This window comes from Streptomyces sp. NPDC002057 (assembly GCF_040296665.1).
Taxonomy (GTDB): Bacteria; Actinomycetota; Actinomycetes; order Streptomycetales; family Streptomycetaceae; genus Streptomyces.
This window is the reverse complement of the sequence record NZ_JBEOXR010000038.1, coordinates 24,657-45,814: the sequence shown is the minus strand read 5'-3', so window position 1 is coordinate 45,814 and position 21,158 is coordinate 24,657. Positions and strand designations below refer to the sequence as shown.

19 protein-coding genes, 1 pseudogene and 1 riboswitch are annotated in these 21,158 nt (G+C 73.4%); of the genes and pseudogenes, 8 read left to right on the top strand and 12 right to left on the bottom strand.

The annotated features are described in order from the left end of the window. Positions 1 to 271 precede the first annotated feature (271 nt). Positions 272 to 1,555 carry an MBL fold metallo-hydrolase gene (locus ABT129_RS25960; protein WP_351906163.1) on the bottom strand — a complete coding sequence of 428 codons (1,284 nt, stop codon included), beginning with the start codon at positions 1,553 to 1,555 and terminating at the stop codon, positions 272 to 274. Positions 1,556 to 1,708: 153 nt separating this feature from the next. Here ABT129_RS25960 and ABT129_RS25955 point away from each other — a divergent pair, with 153 nt between their 5' ends. Both ABT129_RS25955 and ABT129_RS25950 read left to right on the top strand, forming a co-directional pair. After that, complete coding sequence (locus ABT129_RS25955; RefSeq protein WP_351906160.1) at positions 1,709 to 2,887, top strand: Glu/Leu/Phe/Val dehydrogenase dimerization domain-containing protein; 1,179 nt, start codon at positions 1,709 to 1,711, stop codon at positions 2,885 to 2,887. Positions 2,888 to 2,972: 85 nt separating this feature from the next. After that, a pseudogene (locus tag ABT129_RS25950) lies at positions 2,973 to 3,572 on the top strand (TetR/AcrR family transcriptional regulator); the annotation flags it as partial. A gap of 247 nt (positions 3,573 to 3,819) precedes the next feature. On the opposite strand, the gene ABT129_RS25945 reads toward ABT129_RS25950, so the two are convergent. The 3 genes from ABT129_RS25945 to ABT129_RS25935 all read right to left on the bottom strand — a co-directional run bounded on the left by ABT129_RS25945 (position 3,820) and on the right by ABT129_RS25935 (position 6,227). Next, positions 3,820 to 4,593 (bottom strand): SIMPL domain-containing protein, encoded by a 774-nt coding sequence (locus ABT129_RS25945; protein WP_351906157.1) that lies wholly within the window; start codon positions 4,591 to 4,593, stop codon positions 3,820 to 3,822. A gap of 145 nt (positions 4,594 to 4,738) precedes the next feature. Next, a complete protein-coding gene (locus ABT129_RS25940) occupies positions 4,739 to 5,875 on the bottom strand; it encodes a DUF6745 domain-containing protein (protein WP_351906154.1) in 1,137 nt (378 codons plus the stop codon). 25 nt (positions 5,876 to 5,900) lie between these two features. Continuing rightward, the gene (locus tag ABT129_RS25935; RefSeq protein WP_351906151.1) at positions 5,901 to 6,227 is read right to left on the bottom strand and encodes a DUF8820 family protein; all 327 of its coding nucleotides are present in this window, start codon (positions 6,225 to 6,227) and stop codon (positions 5,901 to 5,903) included. A gap of 198 nt (positions 6,228 to 6,425) precedes the next feature. On the opposite strand from ABT129_RS25935, the gene ABT129_RS25930 reads away from it, so the two are divergent. From ABT129_RS25930 to ABT129_RS25910, 5 genes are read left to right on the top strand one after another with little or no spacing between them, the layout of a single operon-like run. After that, the gene (locus tag ABT129_RS25930; RefSeq protein ID WP_351906148.1) at positions 6,426 to 7,385 is read left to right on the top strand and encodes an STM4015 family protein; all 960 of its coding nucleotides are present in this window, start codon (positions 6,426 to 6,428) and stop codon (positions 7,383 to 7,385) included. Further along, positions 7,382 to 8,623: an STM4014 family protein gene (locus tag ABT129_RS25925; RefSeq protein ID WP_351906146.1), complete on the top strand. Its 1,242-nt coding sequence runs from the start codon at positions 7,382 to 7,384 to the stop codon at positions 8,621 to 8,623. Before ABT129_RS25930 ends, ABT129_RS25925 begins: the two co-directional genes overlap by 4 nt. Before the next feature lie 11 nt (positions 8,624 to 8,634). Then, on the top strand, positions 8,635 to 9,456 hold the full coding sequence (locus tag ABT129_RS25920) for an STM4013/SEN3800 family hydrolase (RefSeq protein ID WP_351906227.1): 822 nt from the start codon (positions 8,635 to 8,637) through the stop codon (positions 9,454 to 9,456). Continuing rightward, positions 9,453 to 10,787 (top strand): STM4012 family radical SAM protein, encoded by a 1,335-nt coding sequence (locus ABT129_RS25915; protein ID WP_351906143.1) that lies wholly within the window; start codon positions 9,453 to 9,455, stop codon positions 10,785 to 10,787. The genes ABT129_RS25920 and ABT129_RS25915 overlap by 4 nt, the downstream gene beginning before the upstream one ends. Before the next feature lie 9 nt (positions 10,788 to 10,796). After that, the gene (locus ABT129_RS25910; RefSeq protein WP_351906140.1) at positions 10,797 to 11,675 is read left to right on the top strand and encodes an STM4011 family radical SAM protein; all 879 of its coding nucleotides are present in this window, start codon (positions 10,797 to 10,799) and stop codon (positions 11,673 to 11,675) included. Here ABT129_RS25910 and ABT129_RS25905 read toward each other — a convergent pair. Continuing rightward, the gene (locus ABT129_RS25905) at positions 11,662 to 12,456 is read right to left on the bottom strand and encodes an SGNH/GDSL hydrolase family protein (protein ID WP_351906137.1); all 795 of its coding nucleotides are present in this window, start codon (positions 12,454 to 12,456) and stop codon (positions 11,662 to 11,664) included. The genes ABT129_RS25910 and ABT129_RS25905 overlap by 14 nt on opposite strands. Before the next feature lie 163 nt (positions 12,457 to 12,619). Further along, complete coding sequence (locus tag ABT129_RS25900; protein ID WP_351906134.1) at positions 12,620 to 13,600, bottom strand: M23 family metallopeptidase; 981 nt, start codon at positions 13,598 to 13,600, stop codon at positions 12,620 to 12,622. A gap of 4 nt (positions 13,601 to 13,604) precedes the next feature. Then, a riboswitch (cyclic di-AMP (ydaO/yuaA leader) is annotated at positions 13,605 to 13,764 on the bottom strand. A gap of 389 nt (positions 13,765 to 14,153) precedes the next feature. On the opposite strand from ABT129_RS25900, the gene ABT129_RS25895 reads away from it, so the two are divergent. Continuing rightward, complete coding sequence (locus ABT129_RS25895; protein WP_351906131.1) at positions 14,154 to 14,975, top strand: tyrosine-protein phosphatase; 822 nt, start codon at positions 14,154 to 14,156, stop codon at positions 14,973 to 14,975. A gap of 12 nt (positions 14,976 to 14,987) precedes the next feature. Here ABT129_RS25895 and ABT129_RS25890 read toward each other — a convergent pair whose 3' ends face one another. From ABT129_RS25890 to shc, 6 genes are all read right to left on the bottom strand, one after another. After that, positions 14,988 to 15,143, bottom strand: coding sequence for a DUF6126 family protein (locus tag ABT129_RS25890; RefSeq protein ID WP_351906128.1), 156 nt, complete (start codon positions 15,141 to 15,143; stop codon positions 14,988 to 14,990). Between the two features lie 49 nt (positions 15,144 to 15,192). Beyond that, positions 15,193 to 15,822, bottom strand: coding sequence for a helix-turn-helix domain-containing protein (locus tag ABT129_RS25885; RefSeq protein ID WP_351906125.1), 630 nt, complete (start codon positions 15,820 to 15,822; stop codon positions 15,193 to 15,195). 153 nt (positions 15,823 to 15,975) lie between these two features. After that, positions 15,976 to 17,361, bottom strand: a complete 1,386-nt coding sequence (locus ABT129_RS25880; RefSeq protein ID WP_351906122.1) for an aspartate aminotransferase family protein — start codon at positions 17,359 to 17,361, stop codon at positions 15,976 to 15,978. A 13-nt stretch (positions 17,362 to 17,374) separates the two neighbouring features. Then, positions 17,375 to 18,397, bottom strand: coding sequence for an adenosyl-hopene transferase HpnH (gene hpnH / locus ABT129_RS25875; RefSeq protein WP_351906119.1), 1,023 nt, complete (start codon positions 18,395 to 18,397; stop codon positions 17,375 to 17,377). Positions 18,398 to 18,404: 7 nt separating this feature from the next. Further along, positions 18,405 to 19,076, bottom strand: coding sequence for a phosphorylase family protein (locus ABT129_RS25870; RefSeq protein WP_351906116.1), 672 nt, complete (start codon positions 19,074 to 19,076; stop codon positions 18,405 to 18,407). Next, on the bottom strand, positions 19,076 to 21,061 hold the full coding sequence (shc, locus tag ABT129_RS25865; protein ID WP_351906113.1) for a squalene--hopene cyclase: 1,986 nt from the start codon (positions 21,059 to 21,061) through the stop codon (positions 19,076 to 19,078). The genes ABT129_RS25870 and shc overlap by 1 nt, the downstream gene beginning before the upstream one ends. Between the last annotated feature and the right edge of the window lie 97 nt (positions 21,062 to 21,158).

The window sequence follows — 21,158 nt, the reverse complement described above, 5'->3', positions numbered from 1 at the left end:
TCGATGATCACCAACCACACACTGTAGTCGTCAACCGTTCATGTGCGGTGCGCAGTTGGCAAACTTACCCGCTGAGCGGGCCCCTCAGGTATCACCTCCGGCGCGACAGGCCGATATCCATCGGCCGAAAGTCGACGACGTGGCGCGGAAGGGCTGTTGGGGACCGGGAACGGAAGAGGGCGGAGGCGTTCTCACACCTCCGCCCTCTGCGGAAATCGCCCCGACCGGAATCCCCGGCGGGCGGCTGCGGACCAGACGGTCCGCGACTCGGCTACGGAGTCCGCGCGGCCTCCGGCGCGCCCCGGCCGGCGTCCGGGCCGGCCTCGCCTGACGTCCCTCCGCCGATCGCTTCCGTCTTCGCGTCCGCATCCGTGCCGGAGGCGGCCGTGAACGACCGGTCACCGTCGGTGAGGGGTGCGCCCGTCCAGCCGCCGACGGGGGCGCGGGCGACCCGGCGCCACCACGGGCTCTCGGGGATCCGCTCGGCGCCCGGCTCGAAGGGCTCGCCCGGGATGGGCAGGGCGATCCGCTGGGCGACACCGGTGGCGGCCTCGACGGTCCCCTCCCCCGGCTCGGCCCACGGGTGTGGTGCGAGGTTGAAGGTGCCCCAGTGGATCGGCAGCATCACCCCGGCCGGAGCGCCGCCCTGGAGGTCCAGGTGGGCGCGCATGCCCTCCTCGGGGGTCATGTGGATGTCGGTCCAGAACTCCGAGTAGGCGCCGATCTGGATCATGGTGGCGTCGAAGGGGCCGTGAGCGGCGCCGATGTCCTTGAAGCCGGTGAAGTAGCCGGTGTCCCCGCTGTGGAAGATCCGGTGGGCGGGTCCGGTGACCACCCAGGACGCCCAGAGCGTCATCTGCCGGTTGCGCAGGCCGCGGCCGCAGAAGTGCCGGGCGGGGGTGGCCGTGAGCCTCAGCTCGCCGATCTCGGTGGACTCGTTCCAGTCCAGCTCGCGCAGGCGGGAGGCGGGCACCCCCCAGCGCTCCAGGTGCGCGCCGACGCCGAGCGGCACCGCGAAGAGGGTGTCGGTGGTGGCGAGCGCCTTGATCGTCGGCAGGTCGAGGTGGTCGTAGTGGTCGTGCGAGATCACGACGACGTCGACCGGGCCGAGCGCGGCGAGCGGCGCGGGCACCGGGTGGAGGCGCTTGGGCCCGGCGAACGGGAAGGGAGAGCACCGCTCGCCCCAGACGGGGTCGAAGAGGACCCGGTGGCCGTCGATCTCCGCGAGGACGCCGGAGTGTCCCATCCAGGTCATCCGGAGACCGGTGACCGGCGGGCGGGCCAGGTCGGCGACGGTGGTGGGGTGGACGGGGATCGTGCCGGTGGGGGCTCGGCGCGAGCGCCCCTCCTTGTCGAAGTAGATCTTGGCGAACTCGACGCTGGAGCCGGAGGGGCCGCGTCGGGCCTGTTCGGGGTTCTGGAAGATCCCGTCCGCGAAATTCGGCGAGCGGTGGATACGGGCGAGGCGCTCACCCGTGGGATCCGCCCCGAAGGACTCGGGGCGCAGCGCGCGCAGCCGGGCCCGCGGCGAACGGTCGGAGCCGGTACCGGTCACAGGACCTCCTGATCTCTGGGGATCGTTCCATTATGGGCGGCCCGCGCCGCGAACGGTCGGAAAGGTCAGCCATACTGAACCACTGTTCAGTACGACCACCCCGGTCGACCGGTACGACGGCCCGGCCGCCCCGCCCCTCCCAGGAGACGCACGATGACCCCCGCCCCCCTGATCTCCGTCGGCTGGACCGACCACGTGACCGGCCGCCGGGGCCACCTGGTCGTCGACCGGCTGGTACGGGGCGTGGCCAGCGGAGGCCTGCGGATGCGGGAGGGGTGCTCGGCGGAGGAGGTCGCCGGACTGGCCCGCGGCATGACCATGAAGGAGGCCCTGCACTACGACCCGTCGGCCCGGTACGTGCCGCTGGGCGGCGCCAAGGGCGGCATCGACTGCGACCCCCGCTCCCCGGAGGCGTACGGCGTCCTCGTGCGCTATCTGCGCGCGATGCGGCCGTACGTCGAGCGGTTCTGGACCACCGGGGAGGACCTGGGGCTCAGCCAGGACCTGGTGGACCGCGCCGTGGCCGAGGCGGGCCTCGTCTCGTCGGTGCAGGCCGTCTACCCGCTCCTGGACGACGAGGCGGCGGCCCGCAAGCGGCTCGCCGACGCCTTCGCGATCGAGGTCGACGGCATCGGCCTCGACGAGCTGGTCGGTGGCCTCGGCGTCGCCGAGTCCGTGCTCGTCGCCCTCGACCGGGCCGGCCGGGAGCACGCCGGGACCCGGGTGTCGGTGCAGGGGCTCGGCACCATGGGCGGGGCGACCGCCCGGTTCCTGGCACGGGCCGGACTGCGGGTGGTGGCGGTCGCCGACGTCCGGGGCACCATCACCCACCCCGAGGGCCTCGACGTCGAGGCGCTGCTCGCGGCCCGCGACGCCCACGGCACCGTCGACCGCTCCGCCCTGCGCCCCGGGGACCGGGAGGAGCCCGGGGACGCCTGGCTCGCCGCCGAGGCGGAGGTCCTGGTACCGGCGGCCGTCTCGTACGCGATCGACGCCGGGAACCAGGGGCGGATCACGGCCCGCTGGATCGCCGAGGCCGCCAACATGCCGGTCCTGCCGGAGGCCGAGGAGGCGCTCCGCGCCCGCGGGGTCACCGTGCTGCCGGACGTGGTGGTGAACTCGTGCACCAACGCCTGGTGGTGGTGGACGCTCTTCGGCGACATCGAGGCCGACACCGACCAGGCCTTCGACCGGGTGCGCGGGGCGATGCGGACGCTCGTCGGCGGGATGCTCGACCGGGCGGCGGCGGACGGCACCAGCCCGCGCGCCGCGGCGCACGCGCTGGTGGCGGAACGGCTGCCGGTGATCGCCGAACGCTACGGCTGGTACTGAGCCGGTCACCCGCCGGATGCCGGGCCGTCCACCCGTCGGACCGTTGACGATCATGCCCGCGTCATGTGCTGTGTAGGCTGCCGACGTGGCGAGAGTGCGGTTGAGCGTGGCCGAGCGGCGGGAGGAACTCCTCCGGGCCGCCGTCGAGCAGATCGAGGCGCGCGGCGTCGCCGCCGTCCGGATCTCCGACGTCGCCGCCGCGCTCGGGGTGAGCAACGCTCTGGTGCTCTACCACTTCTCGTCCAAGGAACAGCTGGTCGCCGCCGCCTTCGCCCATGCCGCCGAGGCCGATCTCGCCCATCTGCGGCGGCTCCTCGGGCGCCGCTCCACGGCGGTGCGCCGCCTGCGGGCCGCCGTGCGCTGGTACGCCCCCACCGGCCAGGCCAAGGGCTGGCGGCTGTGGATCGAGGCCTGGGCGGCCTCCCTGCGGGACCCCGAGCTGCGCCGGGTCTCCGCCTCCCTCGACCAGGAGTGGAAGGCCGCGCTGACCCGGGTGATCGCGGAGGGCGCCGCCGCCGGGGAGTTCCGCTGCCCGGACCCGGCGGCGGCGGCCTGGCGGCTCACCGCGTTCCTCGACGGCCTGGCGGTCCAGACGACGGCCTACGCCGGCTCCCTCTCCCGCACCGCGATGCTCCGCTGGGCGGACGCGGCCCTCGCCCGCGAGCTGAACCTGCCGGCCGAGGAGACGCTGGACGCGGAGGCCCCGGACGCGGAGGCGCGGGCCGGCGAGGCGGGAGGCCGGGAGACGACGGACCGGGAGGCTACGGACGGAGGGGCTACGGACCGGGAGGCTACGGACAGCGATCCGGAGACGGAGGTGGGCACGCCCGACGGGCCGTCCGACGGCGTCGGCGCCGACGCCGGGCGGCCGGCGGACCGGCCCGGCCCGGCCACCGCGCGCTCCGAGCCGACCGCCCCGGACGCCCGCCCGGTCAGAGCAGCTCGAACACCGCCGAGACGGTGACCTGCTCCTCGATCTCGCCCGGGGCCAGCGGAACGCTCGCCTCGTCCGCGGAGATCCCGGGCGCCGCACCGGGACCGGGGCGCACGGACTCGCCCTCGCTCAGCGAGACGAGCCGGCCGAGCCGGTGGCCGCTGAGCCGGGCGTGCTGCGCCGCCTTGTCGTACGCGTCCCGGTAGGCGGCCTCCCGCGCCTTCACCCGCAGGGCCGACGGGTCGGCGACGTCGAAGACGACGCCGTTGACCCGGCCCGCGTCCCCAGCCGTGTCGTTGACGGCGCCGATGACCTGCCCGGTCCTGTCGAGGTCCCGGACCTTCACCGAGAAGGACTGGCCGGCCTGGTACGCGGTCACCTTGCTCTCGCCCGCGGTGTTCTGGGTGTAGACCGGGGAGAGCGACAGGCTGTCGGTGCGGATGTCCCGTTCGGCGACGCCCTGCACGCGCAGCACGTCGAGGAGCGACTTCGCGGCGGTGCTCTGCGCGGCCATCGCCTCCTTCGCGGTCCGGCGCGAGGCCTCCACCCCGACGGCCACGATCGCCAGGTCGGGCGCGGCGGCGGCACGGCCGCTGCCGCTGACGGAGACCGTCGCGGGCGCCTCCGCCCGGGCGGCCGTGCGCGGGGCCGTCCGCTCGGGCGGGGCGGCCAGCGCGGGGGCCGAGGTACCGGCGAGGAGGCCGCCGAGCACGGCGGTGGCGGCGAGCAGACGGGCGGTACGGGCTGCGGCGCTGGGCCGGCGGATCGTCACGGGCGGTCCCTTCGAGGGTGGGTGCCGGGGCTCCGGCGGGCACATCCCAGCACCCGGCGCCGTCCCCTCCGGTACGCCACTCCTGACCGCCGGCTCCCTTCACCTCTCCGTACCAGCCGGGCCCGTCCCTCCCCGGGCGGCGCGCTCAGGTCTGGACGAGGGGCCGGTACGCGTCGGAGGGGAGACCGAAGGTCCAGGCGACGCCCTCCCGCGCGGTCCGGGTCGTGGGCGGCACCCGGAGCCAGTACGTGCGGTGGCTGCCGTCCGGCTCGGGGGTGGAGTTGACGACCTCGACCATCACCACGTCCTCGTCGTCGGCCAGCGCGATCCGCCAGAGGACGCCCGTCTCGTCGCGGTGCTCGTGCCGGGCGCCCGAAGCGGCGAGATAGCGCTCGTAGCCGTAGTACTCCAGCATCACCCGGCGCAGTTCGGCGTTCTCCTCCTTCCGTATCCGCTCGGGGGTGAGACCGGCGAGGCCGGCGAGGAACGCGGCGGGCACCGGCATGCCCCGCCAGGCGTGGAGGGCGAATCCGTCGGCGAAGGCCAGTGCGGGGCCGTCGCCCCGGTCGAGCCTCCCGGCCTCGTCCCGGTGGAGGGCGACGGGGCGCTCGCAGACCACGGCGACGTTCTCGTAGGGCCACCACCAGCCCGCGTGTCCGGCGACGGCGGCGAGCCCCGCGAGCCGCTCTCCGCGACCGTCGAAGGCCGCGAGCCAGGCGGCGTCGTGCTGGCCGAGCACCGCGTCGAGCAGCACGATCCGGACGGCGGTCGCCTCCCGCACGGGAGCGGCGGAACCGTCGGCGTCACCGGAGGCACGGGAGCCACGAGGGCCACCGGAATCACCCGCGCCACCAGAGCCGCCCGAGTCGCCCGAGCCGGGATCGTCACTCGCGCCGCCCGAGCCCGCCGCTCCCGTGGCGGCCTCCGTCACCCCGGCCCGTATCCGGTCGGCGAGGCCGCGGGTGAGGTCCCAGAGCGGGGCGCCGGTCGCCTGCCAGTGGGCGGCCCAGCCCGCCGGGCCGAGCAGGTCGTGGAGGCGGCGGCGCTCCTCGGCCCACGGCCGGGTGCGCACCTCGTCCCGTACCGAACGGCCCCGCTCCGTCAGACCCCTGACGAGGTGGACCGCCGCGAGCGGCGAGTCGGCCCAGAGCACGCGGCCGGGTTCGGCGAGACCCGCCGTGCGGTAGGCGAGTCTGACACCGGCCTCCGCGGCGGCGCGGTCGGCGGGCCCGGTGGCCGCGGCGACGGTCCGCCACTTGTCCTGTGCGGTGGTGTGGTTCATGTCGTGTCCCCCAGTTCTCTCTCGGTCAGTCCGCGACGATCCGGTAGGCGCCGGGCACGTACTCCCGCTGGCGCACCACCCGGTACCAGCCCTTGGGCAGCGGGATCGGGGCGTGCTCCTCGTGCACCACCCGGCCGCCCTCGGGAAGGTGGAGCAGGAGCGGGCCGTGGGGCCCCGCCTCGCGGACGAGCCGGCCGGGCCCGGGAATCGCGTGGGCGTGCCCGGTGACCTCGCCGAGCGCGAGGACCAGGCGGCCCCGGGCGTCCCTCGGCTCCCCCGCCGCGGTCCTGGCGCGCTCCGGAACGGCCGTCTCCTCGACGGGCGCGATCAGCACGTCTCCCTGCCGGTACATGGCTCTCCCCTCCCCGTTCGGCGCGGTACGCCGGACATGGGAACGACGCTAGGGGCCGGGTCTGACAATCGGCCCCGCACCGGCGCCCACCCGGCCCGCACCGCCGGCCACCGACCCTCCGCCGAGCACTGTCGGTGCCGCTTGGTAGAACTCTTGCCATCAGCTGATCCACGCCGTCCGTCGTCCGGGAGCGCAGTCATGACCGTTGACCACCACCTGCAGGAATTCCACGGCCTGCCCGTGTTCGACTTCCCGGCCGAGGACGCGCGGGTCGAACTGCCCGACGCGGCGGCCGTCGCCTGGCGGATCTCCTCCCCGACCTACTGCGACCCCGAGGACGAGCAGTGGGGGCCGCTCTTCGAGCGGTTCCTGAAGACGGTGGACACGGGGCGGGTGCGCGCGGTGGTCGTCGGCGGCTGGAACGAGGCGTACGAGACCTCGTCGGCCGGCATCGTCACGGCCCTCATGGCCGCGAACAACCGGCTCACCGACCTGGAGGCGGTCTTCCTCGGGGACATGGAGTCCGAGGACTGCGAGATCAGCTGGATCGTCCAGTCCGACGTGACCCCGCTCTTCGCGGCCTACCCGGCCCTGCGGGAGTTCGCGGTGCGCGGCGGCACGGGCCTGGTCTTCCCCTCGATCCGTCACACCGGTCTGGAGACCCTGGTGGTGGAGGCGGGCGGCCTGGGTGCCGAGGTCGTGCGCGGGATCGTGGGCAGTGATCTGCCCGCCCTGGAGAACCTGGAACTCTGGCTCGGCACCGACGAGTACGGCGGCGACAGCACGGCCGAGGACCTGGCGCCGCTGCTCTCCGGCGCGTCGTTCCCCGCGCTGCGCAGTCTCGGCCTGTGCAACAGCGTGATCCAGGACGCCGTCGCCGCCGCCGTGGCGGGCGCCCCCGTCGTCGCCCGGATCGAGCGGCTCGACCTGTCCATGGGCGTCCTCACCGACGAGGGTGCGGCGGCCCTGCTGGACGGGCAGCCGCTGACCCATCTCGTCCACCTCGACCTCTCGCACCACTTCCTGTCCGAGGCCATGGGGGAGCGCGTGCTCGCCGCGCTCACCCCGTACGGCGTGACCGTGGACCTCGACGGCGCGCAGGAGCCCGAGGACGACGGTGACGGCGAGGTCTACCGGTACGTCGCGGTCGCCGAGTGACCGCCGGCCCGCGCCTCGTGGTCGTCGGCGATCCGGCGGGCCGCCGCGTCGCGTTCCTCCAGGACGCGCTGCGGACCGCCGGGCTGCCCGGGGCGCGGGTGGTCTCCTGGCCCGAGGTGCTGCGCGGCCGGGCCCGGTTCGCGGCGGGCGAGACCGTACGCCTGGACTCGCCCGGCGAGGACGCGGAGGCCGACCGGCTGCTGCGCGGCCTCGACGATCCGGCCCGGGTCGAGGGCACCGGCCTCTGGTACGAGCGGTTCACGGCCGCCGTGGCGGGCCTCGCCCGGTCCGTCGCCGAGGCGGGCGCCGTGCTCGTCGACGACCCGGCCGAGCTGTCCGTCCTGTTCGACAAGCGGCTCGGCCACGGTCTGCTGCGCGCGGCGGGCGTCCCGGTCCCCGAGTCGCCCACCTCGGGTCCTTCCGCCCCGCCGGTGCGGGGCTGGGAGCACCTCAGGTCGCTGACGGCGGAGGCCGGTCTGCGCCGGTCCTTCGTGAAGCTCGCGCACGGCTCCTCCGCCTCGGGGGTGCTCGCGGTCGAGACGAACGCGGCGGGCCGGGTCCAGGCCACCACGTCGGTGGAACTCGCGGCCGACGGGCTGCTCTTCAACTCCCTGCGGGTGCGGCGCTACACGAGCGAGCGCGAGGTCGCCGCGATCGTGGACGCCCTCGCCCCCGACGGTCTGCACGTCGAGCGCTGGCTGCCCAAGGCCTCCCAGGACGGCCGGGCGGCCGATCTGCGGGTGGTGGTGGTCGACGGGCGGGCCACCCACGCCGTGCTCCGCACCAGCCGCTCCCCCATGACCAATCTGCACCTGGGCGGCGCCCGCGGCGATCTGGACGCGGCCCGCGCCGCTGTCGCCGCGGCCGGCGGGCGGTGGACGGACGCGCTCGACGTGTGCGAGCGGGCCGCCGCCGCGTACCCCGGCACCCGGTGCGTGGGCGTCGACCTGTTGCCCTCCTCGGGCTGGCGCCGGTTCGCGGTGGGCGAGGTGAACGCCTTCGGGGATCTGCTGCCGGGGCTGACGGGCCTGCCCGGCAGCGGCGCCGAGGGCCTCGACACCTACGCGGCCCAGGTCGCCGCCCACTTCCCGGGCCCGCGCGGTGCCGCCGCCGCCCGACCCCACCGCACCGCCCGACCCGACCCCGCCACCGGACCCGACCGTCCCGCCGACAGCGGCCCCGACCGCCCCACTCGCACCACCCGCACCACCCGCACCACAGGAACGAGCACCACGTGAACCAGCCCGACATGAACAGGATCGTCGGCAGCCACGATCTGCTCCTGGTCACCCTCGACACGCTGCGGTACGACGTGGCCGTGGAGCTCGCGGCCGCCGGCCGCCTGCCGAACCTGGCCCGTCATCTGCCCGCCGGTGGCTGGGAGCGCCGGCACGCGCCCGGCAGCTTCACCTACGCCTCCCACCAGGCCATGTTCGCCGGATTCCTGCCGACCCCGGCCGCCCCCGGTCCGCACCCGCGCCTCTTCGCGGCGCGTTTCGCGGGCAGCGAGACCACCGCCGACGGCACCTACGTCCACGACACCCCGGACTTCGTGTCCGCCCTCGCGGGCGAGGGCTACCGCACGGTCTGCGTCGGCGGAGTCGGCTTCTTCAACCGGCAGCCGCCCCTGGGCACCGTGCTCCCCGGCCTGTTCCAGGAGAGCCACTGGGAGCCCTCCTTCGGCGTCGCCTCCCCGACCTCCTTCGAGTCCCAGGTCACCCGCGCCGAGGAGGTCGTCGCCGGACTCCCCCACGAGCGGCGGCTCTTCCTCTTCGTCAACGTGTCCGCGCTCCACCAGCCCAACTGGTTCCATCTGCCGGGCGCCACCCGCGAGGCGGGTGACTCCCGGGAGACCCACGCGGCCGCCCTCACCTACGTCGACCGCCACATCGGCCGGCTCTTCGCCGCGATGAGCAGCCGCCGCCCGTGTTTCGCGATCGTCTGTTCCGACCACGGCACGGCGTACGGGGAGGACGGCCACACCGGTCACCGGCTCGGCCACGAGGTCGTGTGGACCGTCCCGTACGCGCAGTTCGAGCTGGCGGGCCCGGAGCGGGAGGCCGCGGCATGAGCGACGACGCCACCTCGCGCCCGTACCGGAGCTACGTCTACGCCTACCCGCACAAGACGGCGTACCGGAGGCTGCCCGAGCGTCCGGAGCTGGCCGCCCTCTGGCGGGGCGAGCCGAAGGACGCGCTCTCCCTCTACGCGCACATACCGTTCTGCGAGGTCCGCTGCGGCTTCTGCAACCTCTTCACCCGGATCGGCGCCCCCGACGAGCTGACCACCCGCTACCTCGACGCCCTCGACCGCCAGGCCGCGGCCGTGCGCGAGGCCCTCGGGGAGAGCGACCCCGTGCGGTTCGCGACGGCCGCGTTCGGCGGCGGCACGCCCACCTTCCTCACCGCCGCCGAGCTGGAGCGGCTCTGCGACATCGCCGAGCGGCGGACGGGGGTGGACCTGCGGGCGGTGCCGCTCTCCGTGGAGACCTCGCCCGCGACGGCGACCGCCGACCGCCTCGCCGTGCTCGCCGAGCGGGGCGCGACCCGTCTCAGCATCGGGGTGCAGAGCTTCGTGGAGGCCGAGGCGCGCGCCGCCGTCCGGCCGCAGCGCCGCGCGGACGTCGAGTCGGCCCTCGGCCGGATCAGGGACACCGGCGTCCCCGTCTTGAACATCGACCTGATCTACGGGATCGACGGGCAGACGGAGGAGACCTGGCGCTCCTCGCTCGACGCCGCCCTCGCCTGGCGCCCCGAGGAGCTGTACCTCTATCCGCTGTACGTCCGGCCGCTCACCGGCCTCGGCCGGATCTCCCCCGGCGCCGACCGCGCGTGGGACGAGCAGCGGCTGCGCCTGTACCGGTACGGCCGTGACCATCTCCTCTCCCACGGGTACGAGCAGGTGTCGATGCGGATGTTCCGCCGGGCGGACGCGGCGCCGCTGGGCCCGGACGACCACGCCTGCCAGACGGACGGGATGATCGGACTGGGCTGCGGGGCCCGCTCGTACACCTCGGCCCTCCACTACTCCTTCGACTACGCGGTCGACATGCGGGAGATCCGCTCGATCATCGACGCGTACACGGAGACCGCGGACTTCTCGCGCGCCGAGGTCGGCCGGTGGGTCGACGCCGGGGAGGCCCGCCGCCGCCATCTGCTGCAGTCGCTGCTCCAGGCCGGGGGCATGCCTCTCGCGGAGTACGAGGAGCGGTTCGGTTCCTCTCCGTTCGCCGACTTCGCGGAGGAGCTGGGCCGGTTCGAGGCCCTCGGCTGGCTGGACGGGGAGGCGGCGGGAGGGCTCCTGAGACTGTCGCCGGAGGGGCTCGCCCACTCGGACGGTCTCGGCCCCGAGCTGTTCTCCCCCTCGGTGCGGGCCGCGATGGCCGCGTACGAGCCGAAGTAGCGGGCGGCCATGGACCTGACCCTGCTCTACCGCGGGCCGCTCTCCTCCTGCGACTTCGACTGCCCGTACTGCCCGTTCGCCAAGCGCCGGGACAGCCGGGAGCAGCTGCGGGCCGACCGGGCCGCGCTCGAACGGTTCACCGGCTGGGCCGCCGGGCAGACCGGCGACCGGCTGCGGATCCTCTTCACCCCGTGGGGCGAGGGCCTGGTCCGCTCCTGGTACCGGCGGGCGATCGTCGAGCTGTCCCGGCTCCCGCACGTCGAGCGGGTGGCGATCCAGACCAATCTGAGCTGCCGGACCGACTGGCTCGCCGAGGCGGACCCGGAGACGGTGGCGCTCTGGTGCACGTACCACCCGGGGCAGACGCCGTACGAGCGCTTCCTCGCGAAGTGCGGGGAGCTGACGGAGCGGGGCGTCCGCTTCAGCGTCGGCGTGGTCGGGCTCCCCGAGCACGCCGGGCACGCCCGAAGGCTGCGGGCCGCGCTGCCGCCGCACGTCTACCTCTGGGTGAACGCGGCGGAGGGGCACACGTACACCGACGCGGAGGCCGCGGGGTGGACGGGGATCGACCCGCTCTTCCCGTACAGCCGCCGTCCGCACCGCTCGGCGGGGCTGCCCTGCCGGACCGGCGAGTCGGTGATCTCGGTGGACGGCGAGGGGACGGTGCGGCGCTGCCACTTCGTCAAGGCCGAGCTCGGGAACCTGTACGACGGTTCCTACCGCGCCGCCCTGCGGCCCCGCGCCTGTCCGCTCGGCGTCTGCGACTGCCACATCGGCTACGTCCATCTGGAGACGCTGCCGCTGTACGACGTGTTCGCCGGCGGGGTCCTGGAGCGGATCCCCGCCGTCGTGCCCCCGCCGGCCTCCCCCGGGGCTACAGGGGCATGAGGTCGGGGCGCTTGGCCTCGACGTGGTCGCCGGAGCTCTCGCCCCGGAGCCGGCGCCCGATCCAGGGCACGAGGTACTCCTTGGCCCAGTTGATGTCGTCGCGGCGCACCTCCAGCGTGCCGCGCGGCGGAACCGGCGGCCACGCCTGGTCCGGGTCGGCGGGCACCGGCAGGCCGAGGACCTGGGCGGCGCGCAGGGCCACCCGGGTGTGTCCCTCGGCCGAGAGGTGCAGCCGGTCGTTGTCCCAGGCCCGCCGGTCCTGGACGGACCTGAGGGACCACAGGTCGAGGACCGGGCAGTCGTAGCGGTCGGCGATGGCCCGGACGTGGGCGGTGTACGTGGCGATCTTGCCGCGCAGGTGCCTGAGCACGGGTACGTCACGGGTGTCGAAGCCGGTGGTCACCATCACGGTGCCGACGGCTGAGGTCAGTTCGGCGACGGCGCGCTCGAAGCGCTCGGCGACGTCGTCGGGGTCCGTGCCGGGGCGGATGATGTCGTTCCCGCCCGCGCAGAAGGTCACCAGGTCGGGGGCGAGTTCCTTCGCCCGGGGGACCTGTTCCGCCACGATCTGGTCGAGGAGGCGCCCGCGTACGGCCAGGTTGGCGTAGCGGAAGGCGTCGTGCTCCGGCAGCTGGTCGGCGAGCAGCACCGCGAAGCGGTCCGCCCAGCCGACGTACGTCCCGGCGGGCCCGGGGTCTCCGACGCCCTCCGTGAAACTGTCACCGATCGCCGCGTACGACCCGAATGCGTTCTTGTCTCTTGATCTCGAATCGTCTGCCACGGGAGCACATCCTTCCCTTTCGGATGTGACCTACGCGACCGTAAGGAGGGGTTGACGCTGGGTGACATATGCCACCGATAAAGAATTTGCCAAGCCGGAATAGACCTCGGGCACGCCGATGGCCCGGCACGGGGTGCCGGGCCACTCGGGTGACGGGTGTGCGTCAGATGGAGACGCCGTGCTGGCGCAGGTAGGCCAGCGGGTCGACGTCGGAGCCGTAGCTCGGCGAGGTACGGATCTCGAAGTGCAGGTGCGGGCCGGTGGAGTTGCCGGTGGAACCGGAGAGGCCGATCTGCTGGCCGCCGGTGACGGTCTGGCCGGACGAGACGGAGAGCGAGGAGAGGTGGGCGTACTGCGAGTAGTTGCCGTCGGCGTGCTGGATGACGACCTCGTTGCCGTACGAACCGCTCCAGCCGGCCGAGACGACCGTGCCCGCGCCGACGGCGCGGACGGTGGTGCCGGAGGAGGCGATGAAGTCGGCACCGGTGTGGTAGCCGGAGGACCACATGGAGCCGGAGGCGCGGTACGGGGTGGAGACGCCGCCGCCGACCGGGGCGACCCAGCCGGACGCGGAGGTCGAGGCGCCGGAGGTGGAGGAGCCCGAGGACGGCGCGGTGGAGTTCGAGGACTCCGTGCTCGCGGCCGGGGCGGCGGAGCGCTCGCCGCCGCGCGAGGCGCGGGGGGCCTCGTCGTTGTTCTTGGCCGAGGCCTTCGGGGCGGCCTCGGGCGCGGCGCTCTTCGGCGCGGCGGCCGGGGCCTTGCTCTTCGCGCCGAGCGTGAGCTTCATGCCGGGCAGGATGAGCGAGGGGTTCTCGCCGACGACCTGGCGGTTGTCCGCGTAGAGCTTCTGCCAGCCGCCGGTGAGGTGGTGCTCCTCGGCGATCTTCGACAGGTAGTCGCCGCTCACGACGGAGTACGTCTTCGGCTTGGCCTTGGCGGTGGGCGCGGCCTGGACGGCGGCGGAGGCCTTCACCTGGGCGGCGGCCGTGACGGCCTGTCCGGGAACGGCGGCCGGGGTGGCGGCGTGGGCCCCGGTGGCGCCGAGGAGCGGGAGGGCGACGACGGCGCCTCCCGTACCGGCGGCGACGATTCCGCGGGTCAGGGGGTTGGACTTGGTACGGCGGTGCTTACCCTTCGCGGGCATGGCGAATTCCTCTCCGGCGCCTGCGAGGTGAGCTGTCGGGTTCGGACTGGAGATGCCCGGCCGCGTGTCCACGCGGCTTCACCCCAAGCCGTCCTGCTTCGCGGGACCGGCGTACTTCCTGGGTCCCCCGCTCCTGCCACGCATGGGATGGGTGGAATTCCGGACGGTGGCAGGATTCGGCGGTCCGACCGGATTGACGGTGACGCTAGACGAGCGGGGTCGGCACGAACAAGCCACTGATTTCCGCCGGCTTTCCCCACCCGCTCCTCCGCCCGGAATTCCGGTCACCCTCCGTCGATGACGGTCCTTCGATTTCCTTTTTCCGTACGGCAATTGCCCCGGGCCTCCGGCCACGATCCGTCACTTCTATGACCCTGCTCACGCGCCGCGGCTCATCTCGCCTGCAACCAGGGCGCGTTATACGCAAGGCCTCAATTCGGACAGATCACCCATTCCCGTCCAGGGGGGTGCGCCGACACCGTCCCGGCTGGATGATTGCCCCTGGAACCGACCTCGTGTCGGGGCACCCGAACGTCGATCATCAGGAGCATCCGTGACGCAGCAGCTGCCGCAGGTCCCGCCCGCCGAAGCGACCGAGCCCGAGCTCGCCGAGGTCCGCAACTTCCGGGACGTGGGCGGCCTGCCGACGACGGACGGGCGCGCCGTGCGCCCCGGCCGTCTCTACCGCAGCGGCCACCTCGCCCACGCCACCGAGGAGGACGTCACCTTCCTCGACTCGCTGGGACTGCACACCGTCTTCGACTACCGGAACCTGGCGGACCGGAAGATCGAGGGTCCTGACGTGGACCTGCCCGGCGTGCGGAACGTGAACATACCGCTCAACGACCCGGCCGACGGCAAGGAGTTCTGGAAGCTGGTCCGCGACGGCGACATCGAGCAGCTGCGGGAGATCCTCGGCGAGGGCAAGGCCGCGGCCCGAATGTCCGACTCGTACCGGAAGATGGTGGTCGAGCGGACCGCGGAGCACAGCCGGATCCTGCACTCCCTGGCGGAGGACAGCCTCCCCGCGCTGATGCACTGCGCGGCCGGAAAGGACCGCGCCGGGCTCTCCATAGCGATCACCCTGCTCGCCGTCGGGGTCGAGCGGGAGGCGATCGAGGCGGACTACGTGAAGTCGAACGACCCGCACCGCCGCTACAAGGTGCGCCGCAGCTCCACCGACGCGGACGCGATGTCGCCCGAGGTGATGGAGCTGCTGAGCCCGCTGTTCGACGCGCGGGTGGAGTACCTGCGGGGCGCCTTCGAGATGATCGAGGCGACCTGGGGTTCGGTGGACGCCTACCTCACGGAGGGCCTGAAGCTGGCCCCGGAGACCCGCGAGCGCCTGCGGGAGCGCCTGCTCACGGAGGCGTGAGCCCGCGCCGCGCTACTGGTTCTGCCCGCCCAGCATGAAGAGCAGGTAGAGGAAGCCGGCGAAGAGGTGCCCGGCGACCAGGTACGCGAAGAGGCGGAGGACCAGCCCCTTGGGGAACTTGCCTTCCTCGCGCTCCTCGCCGGTGACAGGTCGTGACTTCTCGGACATCTCGGTCCTTTTCTGTCGAAGGGGATGCACATACGGGAGAGGTACGGGGTCAGCGCCGGTGCGGGGTGCCGTCGCCGAGGCACAGCTCGGCCGCGGGGCTCTGCATCAGGGTATGGACGAAGAGCAGCTCGGCCCCGCCCGGGGTGGCGGCCCCGATCCGGTGCGGGGTCAGCGAGTCGAAGTGCGCGCTGTCCCCCGTGTCGAGGACGTGGACGGTCTCGCCCAGCGCGAGCCGCACCCGGCCCTCCAGGACGTGGATCCACTCCTCGCCCGGATGGACGCGCACGATGTCGGCGCGGGTGGCGTACGGCACGTGGACCCGCAGGCACTGGAGGGCGCGTCCGGCGCCGCCGGCCTGGCGGTAGATCCAGCCGTCGGCCTCGACGGGTTCGGAGCGGCCGGCCCGGACGACGGGGTCGCGCTCGGGGGGCGCCTCGCCGAGGAGCTCGGAGACCGTCGTACCGTAGATGCGGGCGAGGGCGAGCAGCATCGGCAGCGAGGGTTGCCGGTTCCCCGTCTCCAGGCGGGAGAGGTGGGCCGGCGAGAGACCGGCCCGCTGGGCGGCGGCCTCCAGGGTGAGTCCCCGGCGGCGGCGCAGGGCCCGCAGCTGGGGCGCGACGTCGGGCAGGACGTCGGGGGTGACGGGGTCCGGGGAGATGTCCCCGGGGACGTGGTCCATGCGTCCATTCCGCCAGGATCGTGCCTCTGAGGCAAGTTTCTTGCCCCAGAGGCAAAAACCGTCGGCCACGTGCGGCCCGACGCACGGATCAGCGCGGATCACCACACCGTCGCGTGCGACTCGACGCCGGGTCACCGCTCCGTCGCGTGCGGATCAGCGCTGGGCCACCGCCTGCTTGACCAGTGTCCTCCCGAAGTCCCACATCAGCCCGCCGCCGCCGTGGGCGTCGTCCATGACCGCGGTGAAGGCCGTCACGAACCGGTCCACGTCCGCCTCGTCGATGATCAGCGGCGGGATCAGCTTGATCACCTCCAGATGGTCCCCGGAGACCTGGGTGAGGATCCGGTGCCGCTGGAGCAGCGGGACGACGACCATCTGGGCGAAGAGGCCCTTGCGCGCCGCCTGGAGCATCGTCCACCGCCCGCGCAGCCCCAGCGAGGACGGCCGGCCGAACTCGATCCCGATCATGAGGCCGCGCCCGCGGATCTCGTGGAGCAGCTCGTACCGGGGCACGAGTTCCTTCAGGCGGCCGGAGAGCAGGTCGCCGATCCGGCGGGCGTGCGCGACCGTCCCCTCGTTCTCCATGACCGAGAGGACCGCGAGCCCCGCGGTCATGGCCTGGGCGTTCGATCCGAAGCTCGCCGAGTGGACCAGGACCCGGTCCATCGACGAGTAGACCTTCTTGAAGATCCAGTCCTTGCCGAGGGTGGCGCCCACCGGCACGTACCCGCCGGAGAGCGCCTTGGCGACGCAGACCAGGTCCGGTTCGACCCCTTCCTCGTGCTGGTAGGCGTAGAAGTCGCCGGTCCGGCCGAGGCCGGTCTGGACCTCGTCGGCGATGAGCAGGGCGCCGTGCCGGTGGAGCAGTTCCTGCGCGGCGCGCAGGAACCCCGGCGGGGCCTCGTGGACGCCCTTGCCCTGGATGGGCTCGACGACGAAGGCGGCCACGTCGCCCCGGCGCAGCTCCCGCTCCAGGGCGTCGAGGTCGCCGAGCTCGATCGCCGTGTCGGGCAGCAGCGGGGCGAAGCCGTCCCGGAAGCCGTTCTCGCCGTTGACGGAGAGGGAGCCGGTGGTGAGCCCGTGGAAGGCGTGGGAGCAGTAGAGGACCCTGGGGCGCCCGGTGGCGTACCGGGCGAACTTGAGGGCGGTCTCCACGGCCTCCGTGCCGCTGTTGCCGAAGAAGACCCGGTCGAGGTGCGGGCTGTGGGCGAGGAGCCGTTCGGCGAGGAGGCCGGGCAGTGGCTGGCAGTCGAAGCGGGTGAGGTCGGCGAGCTGGGCGTCCAGGACGTCGTGGAGGGCCTTGCGGACGACGGGGTGGTGCCGTCCGAGGCCCATCACGCCGAAGCCGGCGAGCATGTCGAGGTGGTCGACGCCGTCGGCGTCCCAGAAGTGGGCGCCCTCGGCCCGCTCGTAGACCTTGTCGAAGCCGATGGTGTGGAGCATGCGCGGCAGCTGGTGGTTGAGGTGGCGGGCGTGCAGTTCGTACCGCTCGCCGCCGCGCTCGGCGAGCAGGGCCCGCAGGTCGAACTCCCCGCTCATCGCTCCCCCGTCCTCACCCGTTGTTCCCCGAGACGGTCTCCCTGACCGCGCGCAGGGATTCCTTGAGGGAGCCCATGGTGGCGAGGACGGCGGTCGGCTCGTAGCCGCAGTGCGCCATGCAGTTGGCGCAGCGCGGGTCCTTGCCCCGGCCGTACTTGTCCCAGTCGGTCTCCTCGACGAGTTCGCGGTACGTGGGGACGTACCCGTCGCTCATCAGATAGCAGGGCCGCTGCCAGCCGAAGAGCGAGTAGTTCGGAATGGCCCAGGCGGTGCAGGGGAAATCCGCCTTTCCTTCCAGGAAGTCCAGGAAGAGCGGCGAGTGGTTGAGGCGCCACCGGCGCCGGTTTCCGCCGGCGAAGGCCTTCTTGAAGAGTTCGCGGGTCTGCTCGACGCCGAGGAAGTGCTCCTGGTCGGGGGCCTTCTCGTACGCGTACGCCGGAGAGATCATCATCTCGTCGACCTGGAGGTCGTCGTTGAGGTAATTGAGCACCTCGATGATCGTCTGCGGGGTGTCGGTGTTGAAGAAGGTCGAATTGGTGGTGACGCGGAATCCGCGCCGCTTGGCCTCCTTGATGGCCGCCACCGCCTCGTCGAACACGCCCTCCTTGGCCACGGATTCGTCGTGCCGCTCGCGCAGGCCGTCGATGTGGACGGCGAAGGCGAAGTACGGCGAGGGGGTGAAGTTCTCCAGCTTCTTGCGCAGCAGCATCGCGTTGGTGCAGAGGAAGACGTACTTCCGCTTGGCCACCAGCTGGCGCACGATCTCGTGGATCTGGGGATGCATCAGGGGCTCGCCGCCCGCGATGGACACCATGGGGGCGCCGGACTCCAGGACGGCGCCGACCGCCTGGGCGACCGGCATGCGCTGCTTGAGGACACCCGCCGGGTGCTGGATCTTTCCGCAGCCCTCGCACTTGAGGTTGCAGGCGAACAGCGGCTCCAGTTCGACGATCAGCGGGAACTTCTCGCGCTTGCGGAGCTTCTGTTCGAAGAGATAGGTCCCGACCCGGATGGACTGACGGAGCGGCATGGCCATAACTCGTTCACCTCCTGGGGAGCAGCAAAGAACGGTGCCATTCGAAGAAAGCGGGAAGGACGGCACGGAGAACACGGAACGCCGATATTCCCCCGCGTACCGTGCCGATCCGGACCAGTTCATGTTCTGGAGCGTCCACGACCACCCGGACGGCCGCAACCGGACGCGCGTCCGGCCCGCCGGCGAGCCCTGGGACGCCCCGGGCCGTCCGCAGGGTCGCCGCGGACTCCATGTCGACGGCGATCGCCCCGGTGGCCCGCAGGGCGGCCCGCTCGGGGCCGCGCACCACGTGGTCGGAGCCGGCCAGCGGCCCGGTGTGGACGCCCCGCCCCGGAACCGCCCTGACCAGGGCCTTCACCAGGAGTTCGGTCCCGGCGCAGGACGTCGTCCCGTCGGGGCTCCGGGTCTCGTCGGCCACCACGAGGTCTCCGGGGTGCATACCGGGGGCCAGCCCCGCGCAGAAGCCGGAGGCGATGACGGCGGCGTCCCGCCACCCCTCCTCGCCGAGGGCGCGGGAGACCGCCTCGCGGGCCCGGTCCGGCCCCATGCCCGTACGGACGACGGTGACCGGCCCGGGGGCGCCGCCCCGGTCGCCGCTGCGCAGGGCGAACCGTTCGATGCCGAGCGCGCAGGCGATCAGCAGCGGCGGTGGGGCGCCGGGACCCGGCTCGCGGCCCATCAGCGCACCGAGCCGGGCGAGGGCTCCCCGTACACGTAGCGCCCGAGCGCCGTGAGCGGGAAGACCTGCCGGTAGAGGTGGTAGTTGATCGAGAAGTCCCAGGGGAAGCCGGTGCCGGTGAAGTACGGCTCGTCCCAGGACCCGTCCTCGCGCTGGGTCCCGGCGAGCCAGCCGACGCCCCGCCGGACGGGCTCGGAGTCGCGCTCGCCCGCCGCGAGGAGGGCGAGCAGCGCCCACGCGGTCTGGGAGGCGGTGGAGGCGCCGCGCCCGATCCACTCCTCGTCGTGGTACGAGCGGAGGTCCTCGCCCCAGCCGCCGTCCTCGTTCTGCACGGTCCCGAGCCAGCGGACGGCCCGCCGGATCGCCGGATGGGAGACGGGGAGCCCGGCGGAGGTGAGCGCGGGGAGCACCGAGCCCGTGCCGTACACGTGGTTGACGCCCCAGCGGCCGAACCAGGCGCCGTTCGGCTCCTGGTGGGCGAGCAGCCACTCGATGCCCCTGCGGGTCCGGGGGTCCTGGGCCCGCCCCTCGTAGGCCAGCATCTCCACCACGTGGGCGGTGACGTCGGCGGAGGGCGGGTCGACGACCTCGCCGAAGTCGCAGAACGGCAACTTGTTGGGGAAGGGACTGGTGTTGTCGGCGTCGAAGGCGCCCCAGGCTCCGTTGCGCGACTGCATGCCGAGCGTCCAGCGCGTGCCCCGGGCGACGGCCGCCTCCACCCGGGCGGGGTCGGGGTGCCTGACCCGGCGCAGGGCGAGCACCACCTCCGCGGTGTCGTCGATGTCGGGGTAGTTGTCGTTGTGGAACTCGAACGCCCAGCCGCCCGGGGGCAGTCCGGGCCGCCGCACCGCCCAGTCCCCGGTCCGGGTGATCTCCTCGTCGAGCATCCAGTCGACGGCCTTGACCAGGGCCGGGTGGTCCGGAGGGAGTCCCCCGTCGGCGAGCGCGATCGTGGCGAGACAGGTGTCCCAGACGGGCGACTGGCAGGCCTCGATCATCCGGGAGCCGTCCTCGCGCCACACGGCGAACCGGTCGAGCGACTCCAGGCCGGCGCGCATGACGGGGTGCTGGAGGTCGTAGCCGAGGAGGTGGAGGGCGATGACCGAGTAGACGGCGGGCGGCTGGATGCCGCCCCAGCAGCCGTCGTTCTCCTGGCGTTCGACGATCCAGCGCGCGGCGAGGTTCATCGCGGTCCTGCGCAGGGCGCGCGGCGCGACCCGGTGGTAGGCGTGCAGCGCCTTGTCGAGGCGCTGGAAGAGCCCGTCCCATCCGGTGGCCGGGGCGAGCGGCATGGGCGGGTTCGGGCGGGCGGGGTCGGTGTGCAGCTCGTCGAGGGGGAAGGGCGCGGGGCGGACCGGGCGCTTCGCGGAGACGACGGTGAGCGGCACGATCGTCTGCCGGGCCCAGCAGCCGAAGTCGTAGATGTTGAGCGGGAACCACTTCGGCAGGAAGAGCAGCTCCGGGGGCAGCTCGGGCAGGTCCTCCCAGCGCCACCAGCCGAAGAGGGCCAGCCAGATCCGGGTGAAGACCCGGGCGGCGGCGATGCCGCCCCTGGCGCGGACCCAGGCGGCGGCCCGTGCCATGTGCGGCGCCTCGGGCGCGTCTCCGGCGAGCCGCAGGGCCACATAGGCCTCGACGGTGGCGGAGACCTCGCCGGGCCCGCCGTAGAAGGTGGCCCAGGCTCCGTCCTCGCGCTGTTCGCGGCGGATGTGGAGAGCCGCTGCGCGGGTGGTGTCGGCGTCGAGGATGCCCAGGAACTGGCGGAGGAGGAGGTCCTCGGCGTCCATGGTGACGTTGGTCTCCAGGTCGCCCTTCCACCAGCCCTCGGGGTCCTGTCGGGCGAGCAGGTGCTCGACGGCCCGTTCCGCGGCCCGCGCGGCGGCTGTGTCGAGTCCCGACGCGGAGGCGTCGGTGTCGTACGTCGTGCTGGCCGCGGCTGCCCGGGGGCCCACGGCCCCGGCGCTTCCGTCGGTCGTCGCTGTCATGGCTTCCCCTTTGCGCAGTCGGTTACTTCTGCTTCTACGGGTCTGCCGTCGGCCGGCGCCGGAAGGCACCGGCCGGCGACCGCGAACTCATATCAGG